A 20912-nucleotide genomic window follows, 5' to 3' on the forward strand; every position below is an offset into this window, starting at 1 on the left:
AGCGACACGCGCGGGGTCTACTCAGACTACTCGATTTGGTAGCAAGCAGGCAAGGGCACCCTTTTAGGTGCCCATGCTCTTTTGCATCGAAACTTTAAGGGCGGCGCGGTAGGCCTGGCGCACCTTGTCGGCCAGCTGCTTATCCGGGCTATCTTGTAGCTGGGCCATCATGGCAGAGAGGCTCTCCAGAAATTCCGGGGTGATCGATTCTTTATTGTCTTCGGCCACCTTGGTGCGCGCGGCATCATCGCTGGCTTCGACCAATTCTTCGAGCAGGCCGGGGTTGTAGCCGGGATTGACCAATTGCTGGATGAGCATGGCCAGGCGTTGCAATTTTTGCAAGCGCGTGCCATCTTTTTTCTCAGCCGCCTCTTGCAAGCTCTGATTGATCACTTGCACAAACAATTCATCCAGGATGGCCGGGTTTTGCTGCAAGACCTGGATCGGGTCTTCGGCCTGCAGCATCGCTTCGAGGTTTTTCTGTGCGGCACTGACGCGCTGCTGTAACTGCTCATCCAACTGCTGGGTCAGGGCAAGCAAGGTTTCGCGCAGACGCTGGAGTTTGGCCTGCGCTTCGCCACTGGCTTTTTCGATGCTCTCGCTGAGCTGCTGGAAGAATACATAATCCAGGCCGGGGCGCACCATGCTGACCATGGCGCTGAGGCGGATCTCGTTATCCAGTGCCGCCAGCAGCAGCTCCTGCAGCTTCTCTCGGGTGAGCTCCTGGCCGGCGCCTTCCAGCGTAGCGCGGGCCGCTTCGATCTCATCGGCCTGCTGCTTGATCTGCTGGCCGAGCTCGGTGTGCTCCAGCAACGCCTCTTGGATCTTGCCGAGGCGGATGGCGGCGTTCTCGTCGCCGGCGCCCAGCCCGGCCTGCAACATGCGGCTGAGCAAAGTGAAGAAGTCAGCATCCACGGTGTCGAGATTCTTCTGCACCAGATCGACAATGCCCTCTTCGGGCGCGGTGAGCAGGCTTTGCAACAGCTCGACACGCTTCTGCTGGGCGGCCAGCATTTCTTTGGTGATGCCCTCCCCTTCCAATACTTTTTCGATCAGGTTTTGATAGGTGAACATCTGCTGTGGCTTGAACAGGTAGGCCTTGCGGTCCTCCTGCTTCAGATTATTGACCACGCGATTCATAAAAGGTGCGATCTGCTTTTCCTGCTCCATCACGGGCGTAATGAGCTCTGCCGGAAAGTAGGTCAGCAGCAGCTCCTTGCTGGGGTCGTGATAGACAATGGGCACAGGGATCTGGCCTTGGAAGCCGCAAGTGGGGCACTGCACTACGTTGACAGAACCGTTGAGCAGCTTCTGCTTGGCCTGCGGGTCGGCCCCCACATCAAAGAGCTGTTCAACCTCAGCAGTGACGGGGGTGCGGCATTGGGGGCAGGCAACTTGTGTACGTGGCATGATCTCTCGATACAGAATGAATTTTAGTGGCGCGGCAGGGAGAAGCAAATGCAGGCGCCGTGGGTGTAGCTCGGGTCGACCCAGATGCTGCCGCCGTGGGCCTCCAAAATGGCGCGGGTCAAATATAAACCAAGACCAGCGCCCTTGGTGTTGCGCTGGGCCTCATCGGCGCGGTAGAAGCGATCGAAGATGTGCGGGATGTCACCGGGAGCGATGCCGGGGCCTTCATCACTGACGCACACGACGACATGCTCCGGGCGCACCTGGCCCCACACGCGGATCTCGCCGCCCTGCGGCGAATACTTGACGGCGTTGGAGAGCAGGTTGAGCAGCACCTGGCTGATGCGCTGCTCGTCGGCCAGGATCACGGGATACTCGGGCGGGAAATCCAGCACGAAGGTATGCGAGGGCGATTGGGTGCGAAAGCGCTCCACGATGCGCTCGGCGAGCAGCGGCAGGGCCACATCGCTGGCGTTGATGGGCAGCACGCCGGCTTCCAAGCGCGAGGCATCCAGCAAATTTTCGATCAGGCCGCTCAGACGGTCAGCCTCTTCTTCGATAACTTCCAGGCTGTCTTGCACGATCTTGCCATCCCAGCGTACATCCGGGCGGCGCAGCGTGCCCACATAGCCCTTGATCAGCGCCACCGGCGTCTTGAGCTCGTGGCTGATGACGGAGATGAAGGTGCTTTGCAGCTCCTCGGCCTGGCGGAAGTGGCTGACATCGCGCACGGAGGCGATGATGTTCAGCAACCGGCCCTCCTGGGTCAGCAGCGGCGCGTAGGTCACACCCACGGCCAGGGCGCTGCCGTCCGGCCGCTGCAGGTCACCTTCGACGTAGAGCGTGGCCGTGGGCGTAAGCGGCCAGCCGCCCGCTTCGGCCTGCTCGAGCGTGGGGCCGTGCTCCAGTTCGCCAAACTGGATGACCTCATTGTGCTTGCGGCCGAGCACATCGCCCGCCCCGCGGCCAGACAGGCGCGCAAAGGCGGGGTTGCAACGTTCGATGGTGTGATCCGGCCCAAGGATAAGAATGCCATCCGCCACTGCATCCAAAATGGCCTCGGTGCGGCGGCGCTCCCGATTGGTGTTGGCATACTGCTGGGCGTTCTGCACGGCAATGGCCGCCTGGTCGGCAAAGCTTTGCAGCAGCACACGATCTTCTCGCGAGAACTGGCCGCGGTAATTACGGAAGACAAAGATCACGCCCAGCACGCGGTTCTGCGAGATGAGCGGGAGGCCCACGCCGCTGAACAAACCCAAACTGACCTCGCGCGCCAGGCGTTGTAGCAAGCGATTGACTTCAGGGAGCTCAAAGCGGGCCGGATCTTCATGATCCGGCACCGCCGCAAGGATCGGGTTGAGGTACTGAATGAGCTCGTTGGGGATGCCGTACGAGGCGGCGGTAGCCCAGCCACCGGGTTCGGTGCGCAGGGCTACCAGGCCGGCCTGGCCAGCCAGCAGGTCAGCGGCGTGGCGCAAAATGCGCGCCAGCACCGCATCCAGGTCTAGCTCTTGGGTAATGACCCGCGCGATCTCCAGAAGGTAATCGCGCTGGCGTACACGGAAATCAGGCAACATAGGCGGGTAGTTGCCCTATGATACGGCCTTTGCTCAGGCTTTGGGCAGGCTGGCGGCCAGGATCTCCAGCGTCTTGTCAATGATCTCGGCTGGGGTGTCCAGCGTGCCACGGAAGCGCACGGAGCGGTTGCCGCAGCTGAGCGCGTAGACACCGTTGTCCTTCATGCGTGCCAGCAGGGCATCGCGCTCGGCGCTGTTGGGGACATCAAAGGCCACCATCATGCCGCGGCCGCGCACGTTGTCCAGGAAGCCCTTGGAGCCAGCCGCCACGGTTTGCAAGCCAGCGATGAGCTTCTCACCCATCTTGGCCGTGTGCTCCACCAGCTTCTCTTCGGCCATGATCTCGATAAAACGCTGCGAACGCACCATATCGGTAAGGTCGCCACCCCAGGTGGAGTTGATGCGGCTCTCTTCTTCGAAGACGTTGTTGGGCACATCATCAATGCGCGGGCCTGCGATGAAACCGCACACCTGGGCCTTCTTGCCGAAGACGATGATGTCGGGCTCAATGCCCATGTGCTCCACCGCCCACATCTTGCCGGTGATGCCCATACCGCTCTGCACCTCATCCATGATCAGCAGGAACTCGTGCTCATCGGCCAGGCGGCGCAATTCTTTGAAGAATTCAGGGCGGAAGTGATTGTCGCCACCTTCACCCTGGATGGGTTCGATGATCAGGCCGGCAATATCGCCGGGGTGCTGCTGCAGGGCGTATTCGATCTGCGTGATGGCAATCTCTTCGGCGCGCTTGACGTCCGCCAGCACCTCATCGGTGATGGGGAAGCGCAGCTTGGGGTTCATGATGCGCGGCCAATCGAACTTGGGGAAGTACATGTACTTGCGCTCATCGTTCGTATTGGTCATCGACATGGTGTAGCCCGAGCGGCCGTGGAAGGCTTCGCGGAAGTGGATGATCTTGGAGCCCATGCCATCGATCTTGTGCATGCGACCCGTAGGCGGCTTGCTGAAGGTGGCGATGTTGCGGCGCACCTTCCAGTCAAAGGCTACTTTGAGGGCATTCTCCACCGCCAAGGCGCCGCCGGCGATGAGGAATAGGTGCTGCATGCTGGCAGGCATGATGTGCTTGGAGAAGGTCTCCACGAACTCGGCCATGTAGGTTGTGAAAAAGTCCGAGGAGGAGGGTTTGGTGATCGCCACGCTCATCATCTTCTCGATGAAGTCTGAGTCGTGCATCTTGGGGTGGTTGTGGCCGATCGGCGCGCTGGCAAAATAGGTGAAGAAGTCAATATATTCTTTGCCCGTCAGTGCATCACGCAAATAAGGGCCGTGCGAACCCTCCACATCCAGGACAATCGGTTCGCTGCCGGCAGGCAGGTGTTTAGCAATCGTTGCGTGTACGTCTGAAGGTTTCATTGGCTTCCTTTTTAATGATGTGGGGAGTTTCACGCCAATTATACCCAGCCTGGTCGCCCCCTCTCAGCCGCAGGCTAGCCGAGCGGCCACAGCCGCGGCAGCCACAGGGTGATCAAGAGCATGAGCAGTAAGGTGAGCGGCAGACCGACGCGAAAGAAATCCTTGAAGCGATAGCCGCTGGGGCCGAGCACCAGGATGTTCACGGGGTGGCCCAGGGGCGTAACGAAGGCAATTGAAGTAGCCATGGCCACACCGAGAGCCAGGCTGTGCGGATCCATCCCGGCGGCCTGGGCGGCAGTCAGGGCGATCGGCGTGACCACGGCCGAGACGGCGGCGCCCTTCATGGCTTGCGAGAGCACCACGGTCAGCACCATCATCGCCAGCAGGATGCCGAGGTGGCCGTAGGGCTGGGCCGTCTGCAAGATCTGGCTGGCGATCAAGTCGCTGGCCCCGGTCTTGTTAAGCGCCATGCCCAGTGGCAGCATGCCGGCGATCAAGAAGATCACCTTCCAATCGATGGCCCGGTACACCTGCTCCATCGTGACCACGTTGCTGAGCACCAGCGCCAGGGCGCCAGCCAGCATCACCGCCCCAGTGGGCAGGATGCCTAGCATGGTGATCAGCACCGTGACCAGGAAGATGCCCACCGCGCGGCGGCTGCGCCCGTTGACATGGCGCACTGGCTCTTCTTCACTGCTCAACACGATCAGATCGGGATTGCTGCGCAGCATGGGCAAGCGGTCACGCGGGCCTTGCACCAACAGCGCATCGCCAAACTCCAGGCGGTGATCGGCCAGGCCAGTGCGCACCACGCTCTGGCCGTTCCACACGGCCAGAATGGTCATGCCCAGGTTCTCGCGGAAATGAGCTTCTTTCAACGTGTGGCCGATGTGCTGAGAGCGCGGCGAGAGCACCAGCTCCAACACGACGGTGGAGGCCGATTCGAGATCGCGCTCATCGTATTCCTTCATCGGCAGGATCTCAAGATAAGGCTCGACGTCGATCTTGCGGAACTCTTCAAGGCGGCCAGACAGCAACATTACATCGCCCTGCTCCAGCAGGAACTCCGGGCTGGGGTCAAGGTAACGTTCATCGCCACGTTCCACCGCTACCACGTTGAGGTTGTACACCTCGCGCAGGGTGCTGCGCGCCAAGGCTTTGCCGCTCAGGATGGAGCCAGCCGGGATGCGCGCTCGGAACAAGCGCTCATCCAGATGATAGGTATCGAGCAGATCATCTGCCTGGCGCAGCACAGTAGCGCGCTCTTCCGAGGGTTGTTTGGGCAGCAGGTGGCGCCCCAGCAGCACCATATAGGCAATGCCGGCAATCGTCAGCGGCAGCCCCATGCGCACGAAATCGAGCACGCCGAAGGGCGTGTAGCCAGCGTCTTGCAAGACGCTGTTGACCACGATGTTGGTAGTGGTGAACAGCGTAGCCATGCCGCCCAGCAGTGTGCCAAAGGCCAGCGGCATGAGCAAACGGCTGAGGCTGATATTGGTCTTTTTAGCCAGCGAGAACATGGCGGGCATCAGGATCGACGCCACGGCGATATTGTTCATGAACAGCGACATGAAGGCGGCCAGCCCCATTAACTTCAGCGTGATCCACAGCTCGCCGCCGCCCGAGCGCGCCAGGAAGACCCCCATGCGCTCGGCCACCCCGGTGACTTCCAAGCCGTGGGCCAGCACAAAAATCGCCATGATAGTGATCACGGCGGGGTCGCTGAGGCCGGAGAAGACCTCTTCAGAGGATAGGATGCTGCTCAGGCCGAGGGCCACCAACACCAGCAGGGCCACCAGATCTACTGAGACGCGTTCACTGAGAAAAAGAACCAGCGCGACGGCTAAAATGGCCAGGGTCAGGATGGTTTCGCTACTCAACAAGTTCCTCTGTGTACGGATTATAGTGCTCGTCTAGGACGATTGGGCAAATACGCCTGATTAGGTACACTTACTGCCACATGAGCTTTGATTTCAAATTCACGCTTGAAGGCCAAAGCGGCCGCGCCCGTGCCGGCCGCTTTGCTACGCCGCACGGCGAGCTGCTGACGCCCGTGTTTGCCCCGGTGGGCACCGCCGCCACCGTCAAGGCGATCACTCCGGCGCAGCTCAGCGAGCTAGGCGCCAGCCTGGTGCTATCCAACACCTATCACCTCTATCTGCGCCCGGGCGACACCCTGGTGGCCGAAATGGGCGGCCTGCACGAATTTATGCAATGGCCGCACCCGATGCTTACCGATTCAGGCGGCTTCCAGGTTTTCTCGCTTTCGCAAACCCGCGCCGTCGATGCAGATGGTGTGGATTTTCGTAGCCACATCGATGGCTCGCGCCATCGCTTCACCCCGGAGCGCGTGATGGCGATCCAGGAGAATTTGGGCGCCGACATCATCATGGCGTTCGACGAATGCGCCGAGCCGAGCGACCGCGGCTACAACGAGCAGGCAATGCAGCGCACGCATGCCTGGCTGCAACGCTGCATCGCCGCCAAGCAGCGTGGCGATCAGGCGCTGTTCGGCATCGTGCAGGGCGGCATCTGGCCGGATCTGCGGGCGCGTTCCGCCGAGTTCGTCGCCAGCCTGGGCCTGCCGGGCAACGCCATCGGCGGCCTCTCAGTGGGCGAGAGCAAAGCCGATATGCACGCCATGCTAGACGTAGTGGACCCGATCCTGCCGGCGGACAAACCGCGCTACCTGATGGGTGTGGGCACACCAGAGGATTTGGTGCAATGCATCCAGCGCGGCGTGGATATCTTCGATTGTGTGCTGCCCACGCGCCTGGGGCGCAACAACGCCGTCTTCCTACGTTCGGGTGGGCGCCTGAGCCTGAAGAACGCTGAGTTCGCGCACGACCGCAATCCGATCGACGCGGCGTGTGGCTGCTACACCTGCCGCACCTTCACGCGGGCCTATCTGCGCCATCTCATTGTTGCTAAAGAGATGCTGGCAGGCACGCTGCTCTCAATTCACAATCTCTACACCCTCGTTCATTTGGCCAAGGATCTGCGCGCCGCCATTTTGGATGGCAGCTTTGCGCAGCGGGTGGCCGCGCTGGAACTCCAACACCAAGGCGCACTTGCAAAGTAAAGGAACCTCTCGCCGATGACGCTGCTTCACGCCACCCTGCTGGGTATTGTGCAGGGACTGACCGAATTCTTGCCCATCTCCAGCTCTGGCCACCTGATCCTGGCGCGCAACCTGCTCGGCTTGCCCGCGGAGGATAGCGCCGCGTTTGTTTTTGATGTACTGGTGCAACTGGGCACCTGGGTGGCGGTAGTGGCTTATTTTTACAAGGACTTGCTGGCCATCGCTCAGGACCTGTGGCGCAGCCTGCGCGGCGCCCCGGCTGGCCCCAACGCCCGCTTGGGCTGGGGAGTATTGCTCTCCATGCTGCCAGCGGTTGTGGTCGGCTGGCTGATCCAGGATCGCATGGATACATTCTCCAGCCTGCGTTGGACCGCGGCGTTCCTGATCGTGAACGGCCTGCTGTTGCTGGCCGCCGAATGGCTGGGGAAGAAACAACGCCAACTGAGCGAGCTCACCCCTGCCGACGCGGTGTGGATCGGCTTTGCGCAGATCTTTGCGTTGCTGCCGGCGGTATCGCGCTCGGCGTCAACCTTGTTCGGTGGCATGCTGCGCAACTTTGACCGCCGCGAGGCGGCGCGCTTCGCCTTCCTGATGTCGGTGCCGATCATGCCCGCGGCAGGCTTCGTAGCCCTGCTGCAACTGGGCAGCCTGCCCGAGGCCAGCAGCCTGCTGCTGCCGATCCTAGTGGGCTTTGTGGCGGCGGCTATAGTGGGCTATGTCGCCATCCGCTGGCTGCTACGCTACCTGGCGACGCATTCTTTTTATCCGTTTGCCCTGTACTGCAGCGCACTGGGCCTGCTGATTCTGATATGGCGATGAAGCGCATCCTCTTACTGTTGTTGGCGCTCGGGCTGGTGAGCTGCGGCGCACCTCAAGCGGCGCAGCAGACCCTGCGGTTGGCGATCAGCCCAGCGGCCTACCCTGCGGCCAGCGCGCTAATGGCCTGCCTGCCGACCGGCGAGGGCGTGGCGGTGAGCATCGATTCAGTGTATCCCTCAGAGATTGACCTGGCGGCCTATGATCTGTATATCCAGCTGGGCGCGCACCCGGCGGCCGGTTTCGCCGCCGAGATCGCCAGCGAGCAACTGGTGTTGGCGCTGCCTGCCAGCCAGACCGCCGCGCTCAACAGCGCACAAGCCAGCTTGCTACTCAGCGGAGCCCTGACGGATTGGCAAGCGATCGGTGGCCAGGCCGGCGCCCCGCAGCTGTTGATCCCGCCAGCCAGCGACGAGGCCCGCCAACAGGTGGAAACGCAACGCCTGCAGGGGGTGCCTTTCGCCCCCAATGCCTTGGTCGTAGCGCCTGAAGCGGCGCTGCACCAACTTGAAAGCGATGCCGCCGCAGTGGCTCTGTTGCCAGCCGCCTGGTTGCCCGCCTCGCTGCAATCGATCGCGTTAGGAATTGAGCTGCCCGTGCTAGCGCAAGCGCCGGCCGAGCCGCAAGGTTTGGCGCGCAACGTGTTAGCCTGCCTGCAAAGCGGCACGGGCCAGGCGCGGCTGGCCGAAAGTTACCCCTGATGGCGCTGCCCAGCTTGCTTGCCACAGCGCTAGACGCACGCCGCGATCTGCTCACCCAACTGCATAGCGAAGACACGGACAGTTATCGCCTATTCCACGGCACGGCAGAGGGGCACCCCGGCCTGACGATTGACCGTTATGGTGAGTTGTTGCTGGTGCAAAGCTTTCACCAGCCGCTTGCACCGGATGAAGTAACAGCCATCGAGGCCTTTTACGCCCAGGCGCTACCCGCTCTAACCCCGATCTACAACGACCGCAGCCAGACAAATTCGCGCATCCGCAACCCGCTGCCCGCCGAGCGGCAGCAGGTGGCCAGCCAGCTGCACACCGTGCGCGAGCTGGGGGTACGCTACCAGGTGCAAGCGCGCCATGAGGGGCAAGACCCTTGGCTGTTTTTGGATATGCGCGCTGGCCGCCGCCACATCCTGCAGAACGCGGCCGGCAAATCTGTGCTGAATCTCTTCGCGTATACCTGCAGCGTGGGTACGGCGGCGGCGGTGGCGGGGGCGCGCCAGGTGGTCAATATAGACTTCGCCGCCAGCACGCTGGCGGTCGGCGAGCACAACGCTGAACTGAACGCGCTGCGTATCAAGCCGGACTTCATCAAGAGTGATGTGTTTCCGGCGCTGCGCCAGCTGGCCGGCATCGGCCAGCCGCACTTCGTGCGCGGCAAACGCATGCCCGCTTTCCCGAAACTGGCAGCGCAGTCCTTCGATATTGTCTTTCTGGATCCGCCGCGCTATGCCAAGAGCCCCTTTGGGGTCGTGGACTTGGTCAACGATTACCCGTCGGTATTCAAGCCCGCCTTGCTGGCCACGGCTGAGGGCGGCACGCTGTATTGCTGCAACAACGTGGCGACCGTGGAGCGCGAGGGCTGGCTGGCGCAGTTGCAGCGCAGCGCCGCCAAAGCTGGCCGGCCGATACGCGATGTTGAGTGGATTCTGCCCGAAGCCGATTTCCCCAGCATGGATGGTAAGCCGCCGCTCAAAATTCTGGTGCTCTCGGTGTAGCGCTGTCTGGCATTGCGAGCGAGGCCGCATGTCAATGCGGCCGACCGAAGCAATCTGGGGGAATCCAAAGGCTAGAAACACGCGCTAGATAGAACACCCGCCTGCAAGGATCCTTCGCTGGCGCGGGTTCGGCGTGCTGGTGACGTTGTGCCCCGCTCAGGATGACACGTAGGTTGCGGGGCGAGCTGCTTGCTTCCGCTTAGGCCGTCATTGCGAGCGAGGCCGCATGTCAATGCGGCCGACCGAAGCAATCTGGGGGAATCCATAAGCTAGAAACACGCGCTACATAGAAGACGCGCCTGCAAGGATCCTTCGCTGGCGCGGGTTCGGCGTGCTGGTGACGTTGTGCCCACCCGCTCAGGATGACACGTGGGTTGCGCATCCCGAGCGCTGCGAGGAATTATCGCCCGGCCGTACTTGTAGAGAGCGAGCTATAGGGGCAACAAAATCTGTGTTCATCCGCGTTCATCTGCGGCAGAAACTTCGTAGTTAGCGCCCGAGTTTCTTCTCCAACCGCGCGGCGCGTTGTTCCAGCTGCGGCTCCCAGTGCACGCGCTCAAAGTTTGTGGGCCGCTTGCGGCGCACCACTTTGAGCGCCGTCACGGTGTACTCCAGCGCCAGCGTGTACTCGCGCGTCTTGTGCTCGTAGTACTTGGCAATTTCCACATGAGCGTAGACCTGGCCATCATCGGCGGCCTGCTGCCATAGTTGCAGCGCCGCCTCGTAATTGCCGCGGCGGCGGAACAGCGCGGCGAGTCGCTCCAGCAGCTGGCCGCGCTTGTCATCCGGCAGTTCCATCGAGAGCGTGCCTTGGAAGACTTCGATGGCCTCTTCGGCGAAGCCGGTATCCGCCAACAGCCGCCCGATGGCGGCCATCTCGCTGCCGTGCTGCACTAGTTCCATTGGCGCTTCCAGCTTACGGGCAATGTGCTCCAACAGTGAGGCCATGCTGACCACATCCATGTGGTTGTGATAGAAGGCGCCAGCCAGCGGGCGGGCATCGCCGGTGTGCATGTAGTCCATGAACAGTTGTGGCAGCAGCCAGCCGGGCAGGTCTTCGCCCGTGCGCGTGATGCCCAGCAGTTGCGCCTCCAGGTCACCGAGGGCGCGGCTGGGCAGCAGATCCTTCCACAGGCGGCGGGCAATGTGGAGTAAATCAATATGCGGCAGCTGGCGCAGCGGGGAGCGCTGGCCATTGGCCAGGTAGCGGTTGGCAAGTAACGGCAGGTCAAAACTCTTGCCGTTGAAAGTCACCAGCGCGTCATCGGGTGTGACGGCATGGTCGAGCACAGCTTGCATGGCGCGCTCTTCGGCCGGCTCGCGCAGGAATAGCTGCACGCAGCGGAAGCCGCCCGCCTCGAAGCGCCCCATCCCTATCAGGAACGCCATCGTACCGCTGCCCCACAGGCCAGTTGCCTCGGTGTCGAGAAAGAGGAAACGCTCAGCCGGAATCAGCGCCAGGCGCGTGTCGCCAGCCCATGCCGCCATGCGCTGCATCGCTTCGGGGAAGCGCAACAGATGCTGGCCGTGCGGCTCGCCAGCTGGGATAAAGTGCTCGACTACATACGCCTCGCCGAAATCGGTGAGCTGGCTGCGGCCGGGCACTACCTGCTCAATGCTAAAAGCCGCCTTGGACGAAGCGGCTGGCTTGGCGGCCAGGTCGCCTGCGCCCAGTTGCACACCCAGCGCCTTCAAGCGGTCAGAAAGGGAAGCCATGTGTGCAATTATCCGCTATTTTCGCTACGTTTGTTCTATTTTCTGCCTTAATCAATCGCTTACCCACAAACTGCCAGAGCGCAGTATTATATGTGCAAGAAATCACAAGGTAGTTAGGAGCACCATGGTCACTCCCGTTCAAACCAAGCAACCTGCCCGCATGGCAGGTTTTCCCGTTGTAGGCAACCTGCCCCAGTTTGCGCGCAACCCCATCGGCTTCCTCACGCGCCTGCAGAGCGAGCTGGGCGATGTAGCCGCCTTCTCGCTGCTGGGCAGCCACCTTGGCAAAGGCCAACTAAGAATTTTCACTGCTTAGAAAAACTCCGGCCAAACAGCCGGAGTTTTTTGTTTCTGCTCTCCATTTAATACCCGTGTCATTCTGACCGGGTTACTTCGTCTACACCAGATCGCCGAACCCGGGCTAGGGAAGAATCCTTATTGGCTCAACTTCCACGCAAAAGCCAGTTTTACCTTTGCGCCAACGAGGATCCCTCGCTGCGCTCGGGATGCACGGGCACCGTGTCCGCCAGCTCACGCAGCAGGGCCAGCGTCTCACGCTTGCTGCCCTGGCCTTGCTCGCCGCCCGGCCCCACACATGACGGACAGCCATCCTTGCAACCACAGGCCGCCACCAGCTCCAACGCGGCCGCCATCAACTCACCGTGCAGCTCGAACAAGCGCTCGCTGAAGCCCAGTGCGTTGCCGACATTGTCGTACATCACCACTACGGGGCCACCCTCGGCCAAATCTGAGCGCGGGTCAGAATGCACACCCAAATCGCTGGGGTCGCACATCAAATACAGCGGCGCCAAGTGGCGCAGCACGAACGACAGCCCGGCCAGTCCGCTGCGCATCGCCACCACCGCTTCGGCGCGGCGGTGGCAGGTGGGGCACAGGCTGATGAGGTTCTCGAGCGTGTTGCCTTCGGCATAGGAGCGGAAGCTGCGCAGCGGCTGCTTGTGGTGCACGTCCAGCGGTTCGCCGGCGCCGCACACCTGGCAGCGGTGGCCGTCGCGCTCCAGCGCCGCCTTGCGCACCGCGGCCCACTCCGGCCCGTAGTCGTTGGCATCGTTGGTCCACAAGCCCTGTTCGCGCAGGCGCACGATGGTGTCCTCGCCAATCGCGAACCAATAGCCATACGTATTGAGCTCGATCGGCGGCAAGCTCAGTTGCCCACCGCCAGGATTCTCCGGGTCCACCAGGCCGCTGCCGCTCCATTGAATTTTGTCGTAGCCGGTGATCTCGACGGTGATGTTGAGCTCGCCATAGTGCGTGCTACCACCGGGCGCTGGCTGCTGCTTGTGCTCCTCGACCAGTGTGACGGTGCTGCGGCTCTTGGGCACCGTGTAATAGTCGGCCTCGATCGGGCGCAGGTAGGCCACCTTTTCGTCGAGGTCGAGCTTGTCCACAAAATAGGTGCGCCCGTCGTGAATATAGATGGCGTCAGGATGCACCAGCCACAGCGCCGCGTTGGGCTCCACTTCGCCCACCAGCTGCCAGGCGCCCTTATCGTCACGCGCCTGGATGACCACCGAGTCGGTGCTGGCGCCGCGCAGGCTGACGCCGCGCGAGGGCTGCTGCTCTTGCATCCAATAATATTTGCCGCCCGAGGCGCGCAGCTCGCCGCCCTCGGCCAGCAGACGCAGAAATTCCTCCACCTCGGCGGCCTGCACCGTGCCGAAGTTTTCGCCCGGCTGGAAGGGCAGCTCGAAGGCCGCGCAGCGCAGGTGCGAGAGCAGGATGAGCAGATTGTCCGGGTTGATCAGAGCGCGCTCCGGCGTGCGGCCCAGTAGATATTCAGGATGCCGCGCCAGATATTGGTCGAGCGGATTGGCGGAGGCGACCAGCACGCCGAGCGCAGGCTGCTCGCCGCGGCCGGAGCGGCCGGCCTGCTGCCAGGTGGCCGCCACGCTGCCCGGGTAGCCCGCCAGCACCGCCGCGCCCATGCCGCCAATATCCACGCCCAGCTCGAGGGCGTTGGTGGCCACCACGGCGCGCAGCTCACCGCTGCGCAGGCCGCTCTCGATCTCGCGGCGCTCGGCGGCCAGGTAGCCGCCGCGGTATCCGCGGATGCTGTCCTCGCCCGCCGCGGTGCGGTCGCGCAGATTCTTGAGCATCACTTCCACCATGCGTCGCGTGCGACCAAACAGGATCGTCTGCACGTCATAGGCCAGCAGGTCGCTTACCAGGCGCACGCTCTCCTGATACAGGCTGGCGCGCAGGCCCAGCTGCTCGTCCACTACCGGCGGGTTGTAGACCAGAAAGTTGCGCGGGCCGCGCGGCGCGCCGTCTTCTTCGATGAGCGTGACCTGGCGCTCGATGAGGCGCTCGGCCAGCTCACGCGGGTTGGCGATGGTGGCCGAGGCCAGCACGAACTGCGGGCGGGCGCCATAGAAGCGCGTGACGCGTGCCAGCCGCCGCAGCACATTGGCGACATGCGAACCGAACACGCCGCGGTAATAGTGCATCTCGTCAATGACAATGTATTTCAGATTGCCGAAGAACTCGGCCCACTGGGTGTGCGCGGGCAGGATGCTGTAGTGCAGCATGTCAGGATTGCTGATGAGCAGGTGTGCCTTACGGCGGATGTTGTTGCGGTGGTGCGTGGGCGTATCGCCGTCGTAGGCCGCGGCGGGGATGCTGGCGGTCGCCGATGCGGCGGCCAGCCAAGTATCCAGCTCGTCGCGCTGGTCGTGGGCCAGCGCCTTGGTCGGGAACAGGTACAGCGCCCGGGCCGTATCATCGCGCAACAAGGTATCGAGCACCGGCAGGTTGTAGCACAGGGTCTTGCCGCTGGCCGTGCCGGTGACCACGGCCACGTCTTCGCCCGCTCGCAGGCCGCGGTAGGCGGCGGCCTGGTGGCTGTAGAGCTGGCCGTAGCCCAGGCGGGCAAAGGCAGCGGCCAGCGCCGGATGGAGGTCTGCGGGCAGCGGCTCGTAGCGGCCGGGTCGCGCCGGGTCACGATGCCAGCGGGTGACGTTGCCGCCGACGCCGGGTTCAGCGCGCCAGTGGGCCAGCAGGGCTTCAAGATTGGCCATAGTGGCGATTGTAGCAGGAATGGAACGGATATTCTAATAAAAGCTGGCAGCAGTAATGAGGATTAGCTCAAAAAAGCGTATCTAAGCACAGGGTTAAGCTGTGGGACGAGAATTAATAGTTGTGAAGAAGTCGTCAACCTTTTCTTTGTCCAACAAGAGAGTAAGCAAGCGATACTCTGCACTCCTCTCATCGAGCTTGTCAATTACCAAGCGCGCTATGGTGCGCAACCGTTCAAGCTGAAAGACAGACCTGATTCTTTGTCGCAAAATACTTGAGCCCGCAATTGCACTCGTAAATGCTATTGCTGCCCTTTCGTCGAAATTCTCGAACAATCTGATCACTATTGGGGCAGCCGCCCAAGAATAATAATTCCGATATGACTGATAGCCAACATAGGTCAGCATCAGTGAACGAACGTAGCGGTCCAATAACATGTCGGGAATACTCATCCCAAGCTGCTCAATGCGAGAAACAATTTTTGCTTCAATATCCCAGCTGTCAAGATTGTTCTCTAAAGCCTCTATCTCTTTGTTAAACACAATCTGACGAGTAGCGGTTGAGGTATATCGAAGACTTCCATCGCAAATTGATAAAAAACGTATAGCTTGAGCACTCTTTCGCGCTTGACCCTGCTGCAATTCCTTGTCAACGCGCCCGCCGACTTGATGTTTAGTTTCCTTCTGCAAGAACTCCCATAGCAATGGAGCGCAAAGCTCGATATTACTTCTCAACCTTGTTGAAGTTGCCTCATGCTGATAAATAGTCAAAAAACGATTGATTAGCTCTATCTTATATATCTCAGGCAGGTCACCGAGCGACTGTTGCACCGCTAGTTTTTCTTGCATGAAGTCGTCGCTATCCATCACTGCGATATAGGCGTTTATATCGATGATTGCAGGTGGAGGTTCAACTGAAAGAACATACTGATTGCAATCTATCATCAGATTCATTACTTTAACTACGCTTGGATCTGAACTCTTCGGGTGACCATCAAATATATGACGCGTTTCTCTAGCCTGATGCAGGACCTTCTTCGCTTCCCAATCAAGAACACCAATTTTGTATGCCCCCTCAATTAGGTCGTAGTCTGTAACATGCTCTTGGAAATCTTCGTATGTCCTGATTTCTCGGGAACCACCTGGACGCTCCTTGTTAAAGAGATCTAGGCTTCGATGAAGAATTTTCCGTCGGAGGTCATCTACCACAGCGTTCCAGTAGGAACCTATAGCGCTACGATAACCCCCTACTGACAGAACCCTGCTCGCCTCTTTGATATACGGGTTATCCCTGATTTCATCTCTAACATTATTTAGAGCAACCTGTATGTATTCGATATCCTGGCTTGGAATCTGAACAGCCTGCGGAGGTTGGCTTAAGATTTCACTCGAAGTGTGTTCTTCCATGTTAGACCCCATGAGAAACTATGAAGTGTAAAAGATGCATTTTACCTCTCTGAAAAACAATTGTGGATCAATGCATCGACTGTCACTCATCTAATACACCGCACAAACTTGTAGGTGATTACGCTAGAGGGTGAGGGCAAAATTTACAACTAGCACTCTGCTGCAAAAAAGAATTGCTTTCTTCTCCCCACATCTAGAAACACTACTAACCTACTCCTCCAACGCCTCAACCACGGTCACCGGTGACCAGGCGGGCAGCAGCGCATACGGGCTCTCGGTGGGCAGGTGCCAGGCTTCGCCGGGGTTGGCCAGGTCCATAATGAACAGTTGGTAATTGCCTGCCCGCGTGGAGTGGAACACAAGGTAGCGCCCATCCGGGGAGAAGGTCGGGTGGCCGTCTTCGGCCGGGTTATCGGTGAGCTGGGTCAGGTCGCTGCCGTCCGGGCGCATCATGTAGATGTCGGCGTTGCCGTTGCGCCAGGTCTCGAAGGCGATCCACTCGCCATCCGGCGACCAGCTCGGGCGCCAGTCCAGCTTGGCCTCATCGGTCAGTTGGCGCAGATCGCTGCCATCGGCGTTGACGATAAAAAGCTCAGAGTTGCCAGTGCGCCGCGAGGTGAATACGATCTGTGCCCCATCCGGCGACCAGGCCGGCTCGTAGTCGTAGCCCGGATGGTCGGTCAGTTGTAGCAGCTCGTTGCCTTCGCTATCCATGATGAACAGATCGCGGTTGCCGCCGCGCTCTGACATGTAGACGATCTGCGAACCGTCGGGCGAATAGCTGGGATAGCAATCAAAGCCCGGCAACGTGGTCAGCGGGCGCAGTTGGCGGCTGGCCAGATCGATGTAATAGATATCGCGCGAAACATCGGCACTGGGCACTGCATCGTAGGCTAGCCCGCGGCCGTCCGGCGCCCACACCGGCGCCTCAGCAAAGCCATTGGGAAACTCGCCGGTCAGGTTGAGCTCATCGCTACCATCCGGGCGGATCAGCCAGATATCGCGGCGGCCGCCGATGCTGGCGGTATAGGTTAGCCAGCCCAGCTCGTGCAGGGCCAGCGCGGTCTCCGGGCTGGCCGTGGCCGGTGGTGGCTGGGCAGGCAGTGCGGCGGTCTCCGCTGCGGCGGGCGTGCGCGTGGGCAGGTGCGTATCCGGCGGGGCGATGCAGCCCGCTAGCAGGCACGCCGCCAGCAGGGCGCAGCCTGCCAGCGGCAACAAAGGGCGGGTGCGCAAGCGCACTACTCCTCCGCCTGCGGATTCTCGATGATCTCTTTTGCCAGCCCGGTTAGCGTGGCACGTTGCTCCGGGTCGAGGTGTACGGTATCCCAATAGAGATCGAGCAAGTCATAGGGCGTCATCTCGCTGACCACGCGGCCCTCGGCAATGCGGCTGCGCGCGCTGATCTCAGGGCGCTTGAGCAAGTGAAACTCAAAGGTCCCGGCGGCCGCGGCGCGGATCTGCGCTTCGTCGATATACGCTTCCCACTCGCGCGGGTAAAACACCATCAGGCGCGCAATCGCATCCTGCAACTGCTCGGGCGGCGGCAGCTTAGCGATGATATCCGCGGTAACGCTCAGTTCATTCTCTGGCCGTGCCACCCCAGTCCAAAACTTGCGGATGTGACGCAGTTGGCGCCAATCCAATTGAGTGTTGTGCTTCTGCACATCAGCGATGACAAAGTATTTGTCATCGCGCGCCTCGCCAAAATCCACGCGCTCAATCGAGCCCGGGTACACCACCGGGGGCTGGCCGCCCTCGTTGAGATCCTGCTTCTTGTGGATGTGGCCCAGTGCCACATAGTCAAGGCGCGTGTCGCGCACCAGGCTGCCCGAAAGCACCAGGTCATTGCCCAGCATCACGGTGTGCTCGCCGCCATACACTGCGCCCTGCACTGAGGCATGCGCTGCCATCACAATCGGCATGCTGTGATCGGCAGCATCCAGGTACTCGTTGACGCGCCGGGTCAGGTACTCTTCCATCTGCGTGTAGATGTCATCGACCTCATCGCCCACGCTTTGCAGCGCGGCTAGCATCGCCGAGCGCGTCACCCACGGCAGGGCAATCACCTGCAGCGGCAGATCCCACAGATCCGCCGGGCCGAGGAACTGCGGCTTGTCGAGTACTTTGATGAAGGGCACTTCCAGGGTGGCATATTCTTCCAGGGCGTGAGCACGGCCCAGGCTGGGCGAAAGGTCATGGTTGCCCACCAGCAACAGGGTGGGGATCTGCGCCTTGGAAAGTTTGATCATGCGCCGGCCCCACTCGCGCATAAAGGTGGGCGCAGGGTTGCGATCCTTATACGCATCCCCGGCAAAGATCACCATATCGACCCGTTCCTGGATGGCGGTATCGATGATCTCGTCCAGTGAGCGCAAAAAGTCCATCACGCGGATCGGCAAGCCGGTTTCGGGGTCCTGGCGGCCGGTGTTGGCCATGTCAATGTGGGCGTCGGCGAAGTGCAGGATTTTCATACGTGTTCCTAGGGGCTTACTCCCAAGCGTTGCAACTGAGCAATGCCGGGGCCAAAATTAGGGTTGAGACGCACCGCCTCACGATAATCAGCGATGGCGTTATCCGTCTCGCCAATGGCTTCGCGTGCCAGGCCACGCCAGTAGATACTCTCCTCCAGCGTGGGCTCAGCAATGGTTTCCAACAACGTGACATTAGCCAGGGCAATCACATCCGCATAGCGGCCACTGTAGTAGTAAGCCCAGTATGGCCAGCTCTGATACCACAGCATGCGATACGGGCGCGTCTCAGGGTCGAGGCCCTGGTAGAGCTGAAAGGCGTAATCGTAGGCATGCGCTGCGTCGGCATATTCCAACAGGCGCACATGATTGGTGCCGACATTGAACCAGGCATAGTAGGCATCCAGCCCGCTGAGGGTCTCGCTATCGGCGCGGGCGGTCTGCATGGCATGCGTGAAGGCCCATTGCTCATCCGCCCAGGGGCCAAGCGCCTCCAGCAGCGCGGCTTGCTGTGCCTGCGGGTACACCACAATAAACAGGAAGTTGAACTGGCGCCAAGCGGAATAGAAATCCGCATAGGGCCAGCGCATGTTCTTGCCCGTATCGCTCTCGCCCCCGCGCTCGTAGGTATCCTGCACGATGAAGACACCTTCGGCATCGTCGTAACCAGTGACAAATTGGTAGTGCCCCAGCCACGAGTATTTGCCGCTGGCATCGGTGGTGTAGTAGCCCTTCTCGACGATGGCGGGGAAGCCAGCCGCCAGCAGGCGCTTGAGCGTATCCATCTCGCCGCCCATGCGGATGAGGGCCTGCATGCCGGGCACCTGCGTGTTGGCAAAGTCCTCCATCTCATAGGGCATCACGTTCTTGTCTTCCGGTTGGTTGGGGTTGCTGCCAATGCCGGGTTTGACGTAACGTGCCACGTCATCACGGTCGCCCTCCCAGCCCCAGAAGTTGAGCGCCATGGTCATATTGGCCGGGCCGCAATAGTTCCAGCGGTTGTGCTGGTCTACATAGGTGAAGCCACCCAATTGCACCTGAGGCGGCAGTGGCACCGCCGTGGCCGGCTGCGTCGCCTGCGGCGTGCGGGTGGGCAGCTGTGTAGGTTGGCTGATGGTGGTGATTTGCGGCTGGAACACCGCCTCTTGTGGTGGATTGAAGAAATAGACGATACGGGTGCGCAGTGCCTCGAGGCGCCACGCCAGGCGCTCTTTAACCGGCGGCAGGTTATAGATCAGCAGGACCAGCAACAGGCCCGCCAGCAGGATCGCCAGCACGCGCAGCCATTTTGGTGTGGGTGGGCGGCGGCGACGGTTACTGGGGCGAAGATAGGAGTCTTGCATGCGCTGCAAACGATTCTATCATCCGCAGATTAAGGCCAGCAGAGCAGGCCGGCCGGGGTCAGCCCCGCGTGGCGCGCTCCGCGGCAACCGCCTGCAGGCTGGCCGCCTCAACGATGTTGGGTGCCAGGCGGCCCAGATACCACACCAGGCGCGCCCGCGCCGGCGCCACGATGGTGGCCGCATTGCGCTCCACGCCGCGCAGCGCTTCGGCGGCGAACTTATCGGCCGGATACGGCGGCCCGGCCAGTTTGGTGAGGAAGCGGCGCACATTGGGCGTCCAGGGCATATTCTTGATATCGGCCGGGGGCGGCGCATCCAGCATGGGCGTCTCCACCGAAGCGGGGCACAAAACGCTGACGCACACACCTTGCGCAGCGGCCTCAATGCGCAAACTATGGCTCAGGCCCACGATGGCATGCTTGGTCATTGCGTACGGGGTCAGCAATGGCGCTGGGCCGAGGCCGGCCAGCGAGGCGGTGTTAATAATGTGCCCACGCCCCTGGCGCAGCATCTGTGGGTAAGCGGCCGCCACCCCGTTTAACGTACCGTTGATATTGATATCAATAATGCGCTGCCAAGCTTCCGCCGGAATTTCGGAGACTTCCCCCGCAATGCCAATGCCAGCATTGTTGAACAAGTAGTCAAGGTGGCCGTGCTGCTGGACAATAGCATCCACGCATTTCTGGAAAGCCTTAGCGTCACGCACATCCAGTTTCACTGCTGCGGCCTGTGCGCCGCACGCCGCGGCCACAGCCTGGGCAGCAGCCAAATCTATATCCGCCACGGTCACCCAGCCGCCCCGCGCGGCAATCGCCTGCGCCAAGGCGCGGCCAATTCCCGAACCGCCGCCGGTAATCAGTACTGTGGAGTTTTTCCATCGTTCCATGTGTACACCTCCAAGGCTGGCTTCATTATTGCATAGAAACTTCAGTGAAATAGGCGTGTATCCCTAGGGTGTACCACTATAATGAAG

General features: G+C 61.1%; 16 protein-coding genes. 5 read left to right on the forward strand and 11 right to left on the reverse strand.

Annotation, left to right across the window (positions count from 1 at the left end):
- Positions 1 to 63 precede the first annotated feature (63 nt).
- From KF821_10800 to KF821_10815, 4 genes are all read right to left on the reverse strand, one after another.
- Positions 64 to 1410 (reverse strand): hypothetical protein, encoded by a 1347-nt coding sequence (locus tag KF821_10800; GenBank protein MBX3006300.1) that lies wholly within the window; start codon positions 1408 to 1410, stop codon positions 64 to 66.
- A gap of 23 nt (positions 1411 to 1433) precedes the next feature.
- Positions 1434 to 2987: a GAF domain-containing protein gene (locus KF821_10805; GenBank protein MBX3006301.1), complete on the reverse strand. Its 1554-nt coding sequence runs from the start codon at positions 2985 to 2987 to the stop codon at positions 1434 to 1436.
- A gap of 33 nt (positions 2988 to 3020) precedes the next feature.
- On the reverse strand, positions 3021 to 4361 hold the full coding sequence (gene lat / locus KF821_10810) for an L-lysine 6-transaminase (GenBank protein MBX3006302.1): 1341 nt from the start codon (positions 4359 to 4361) through the stop codon (positions 3021 to 3023).
- A gap of 74 nt (positions 4362 to 4435) precedes the next feature.
- A complete protein-coding gene (locus KF821_10815; GenBank protein MBX3006303.1) occupies positions 4436 to 6241 on the reverse strand; it encodes an SLC13 family permease in 1806 nt (601 codons plus the stop codon).
- 80 nt (positions 6242 to 6321) lie between these two features.
- On the opposite strand from KF821_10815, the gene tgt reads away from it, so the two are divergent.
- The 4 genes from tgt to KF821_10835 are packed head-to-tail and all read left to right on the forward strand — an operon-like array spanning position 6322 to position 9970.
- Positions 6322 to 7443, forward strand: a complete 1122-nt coding sequence (tgt, locus tag KF821_10820; protein MBX3006304.1) for a tRNA guanosine(34) transglycosylase Tgt — start codon at positions 6322 to 6324, stop codon at positions 7441 to 7443.
- A gap of 15 nt (positions 7444 to 7458) precedes the next feature.
- Positions 7459 to 8262: an undecaprenyl-diphosphatase UppP gene (gene uppP, locus KF821_10825; GenBank protein ID MBX3006305.1), complete on the forward strand. Its 804-nt coding sequence runs from the start codon at positions 7459 to 7461 to the stop codon at positions 8260 to 8262.
- Positions 8259 to 8960, forward strand: a complete 702-nt coding sequence (locus KF821_10830) for a hypothetical protein (GenBank protein MBX3006306.1) — start codon at positions 8259 to 8261, stop codon at positions 8958 to 8960. Before uppP ends, KF821_10830 begins: the two co-directional genes overlap by 4 nt.
- The gene (locus tag KF821_10835; GenBank protein MBX3006307.1) at positions 8960 to 9970 is read left to right on the forward strand and encodes a class I SAM-dependent methyltransferase; all 1011 of its coding nucleotides are present in this window, start codon (positions 8960 to 8962) and stop codon (positions 9968 to 9970) included. Before KF821_10830 ends, KF821_10835 begins: the two co-directional genes overlap by 1 nt.
- Positions 9971 to 10459: 489 nt before the next feature.
- On the opposite strand, the gene KF821_10840 is transcribed toward KF821_10835, so the two are convergent.
- Positions 10460 to 11686, reverse strand: a complete 1227-nt coding sequence (locus KF821_10840; GenBank protein MBX3006308.1) for a ribonuclease H-like domain-containing protein — start codon at positions 11684 to 11686, stop codon at positions 10460 to 10462.
- A gap of 124 nt (positions 11687 to 11810) precedes the next feature.
- Between KF821_10840 and KF821_10845 the strand changes: the two genes are divergently transcribed.
- Positions 11811 to 12002: a hypothetical protein gene (locus tag KF821_10845; protein ID MBX3006309.1), complete on the forward strand. Its 192-nt coding sequence runs from the start codon at positions 11811 to 11813 to the stop codon at positions 12000 to 12002.
- A 151-nt stretch (positions 12003 to 12153) separates the two neighbouring features.
- Here the strand turns inward: KF821_10845 and KF821_10850 are convergent, their stop codons facing one another.
- The 6 genes from KF821_10850 to KF821_10875 form a co-directional block, all read right to left on the reverse strand.
- Positions 12154 to 14724: a DEAD/DEAH box helicase gene (locus KF821_10850; GenBank protein MBX3006310.1), complete on the reverse strand. Its 2571-nt coding sequence runs from the start codon at positions 14722 to 14724 to the stop codon at positions 12154 to 12156.
- Positions 14725 to 14817: 93 nt separating this feature from the next.
- Positions 14818 to 16128, reverse strand: a complete 1311-nt coding sequence (locus tag KF821_10855; GenBank protein ID MBX3006311.1) for a hypothetical protein — start codon at positions 16126 to 16128, stop codon at positions 14818 to 14820.
- Between the two features lie 210 nt (positions 16129 to 16338).
- Positions 16339 to 17361: a PD40 domain-containing protein gene (locus KF821_10860; GenBank protein ID MBX3006312.1), complete on the reverse strand. Its 1023-nt coding sequence runs from the start codon at positions 17359 to 17361 to the stop codon at positions 16339 to 16341.
- Positions 17362 to 17366: 5 nt separating this feature from the next.
- On the reverse strand, positions 17367 to 18599 hold the full coding sequence (locus tag KF821_10865; protein ID MBX3006313.1) for an exonuclease SbcCD subunit D: 1233 nt from the start codon (positions 18597 to 18599) through the stop codon (positions 17367 to 17369).
- Between the two features lie 8 nt (positions 18600 to 18607).
- Positions 18608 to 19939, reverse strand: a complete 1332-nt coding sequence (locus KF821_10870) for a C39 family peptidase (protein ID MBX3006314.1) — start codon at positions 19937 to 19939, stop codon at positions 18608 to 18610.
- A gap of 58 nt (positions 19940 to 19997) precedes the next feature.
- Positions 19998 to 20825, reverse strand: a complete 828-nt coding sequence (locus tag KF821_10875) for an SDR family oxidoreductase (GenBank protein ID MBX3006315.1) — start codon at positions 20823 to 20825, stop codon at positions 19998 to 20000.
- Positions 20826 to 20912 lie beyond the last annotated feature (87 nt).

It is taken from the genome of Anaerolineales bacterium (assembly GCA_019637755.1).
GTDB lineage: Bacteria > Chloroflexota > Anaerolineae > Anaerolineales > UBA11579 > JAMCZK01.

Coding starts and splice junctions, on each gene's coding strand:
- KF821_10870 (MBX3006314.1), bottom strand. CDS start 19,939: ATGCAAGACTCCTATCTTCGCCCCAGTAACCGTCGCCGCCGCCCACCC.
- KF821_10865 (MBX3006313.1), bottom strand. CDS start 18,599: ATGAAAATCCTGCACTTCGCCGACGCCCACATTGACATGGCCAACACC.
- KF821_10830 (MBX3006306.1), top strand. CDS start 8,259: ATGAAGCGCATCCTCTTACTGTTGTTGGCGCTCGGGCTGGTGAGCTGC.
- lat (MBX3006302.1), bottom strand. CDS start 4,361: ATGAAACCTTCAGACGTACACGCAACGATTGCTAAACACCTGCCTGCC.
- KF821_10845 (MBX3006309.1), top strand. CDS start 11,811: ATGGTCACTCCCGTTCAAACCAAGCAACCTGCCCGCATGGCAGGTTTT.
- KF821_10800 (MBX3006300.1), bottom strand. CDS start 1,410: ATGCCACGTACACAAGTTGCCTGCCCCCAATGCCGCACCCCCGTCACT.
- tgt (MBX3006304.1), top strand. CDS start 6,322: ATGAGCTTTGATTTCAAATTCACGCTTGAAGGCCAAAGCGGCCGCGCC.
- KF821_10840 (MBX3006308.1), bottom strand. CDS start 11,686: ATGGCTTCCCTTTCTGACCGCTTGAAGGCGCTGGGTGTGCAACTGGGC.
- KF821_10855 (MBX3006311.1), bottom strand. CDS start 16,128: ATGGAAGAACACACTTCGAGTGAAATCTTAAGCCAACCTCCGCAGGCT.
- KF821_10835 (MBX3006307.1), top strand. CDS start 8,960: ATGGCGCTGCCCAGCTTGCTTGCCACAGCGCTAGACGCACGCCGCGAT.
- KF821_10850 (MBX3006310.1), bottom strand. CDS start 14,724: ATGGCCAATCTTGAAGCCCTGCTGGCCCACTGGCGCGCTGAACCCGGC.
- KF821_10805 (MBX3006301.1), bottom strand. CDS start 2,987: ATGTTGCCTGATTTCCGTGTACGCCAGCGCGATTACCTTCTGGAGATC.
- uppP (MBX3006305.1), top strand. CDS start 7,459: ATGACGCTGCTTCACGCCACCCTGCTGGGTATTGTGCAGGGACTGACC.
- KF821_10875 (MBX3006315.1), bottom strand. CDS start 20,825: ATGGAACGATGGAAAAACTCCACAGTACTGATTACCGGCGGCGGTTCG.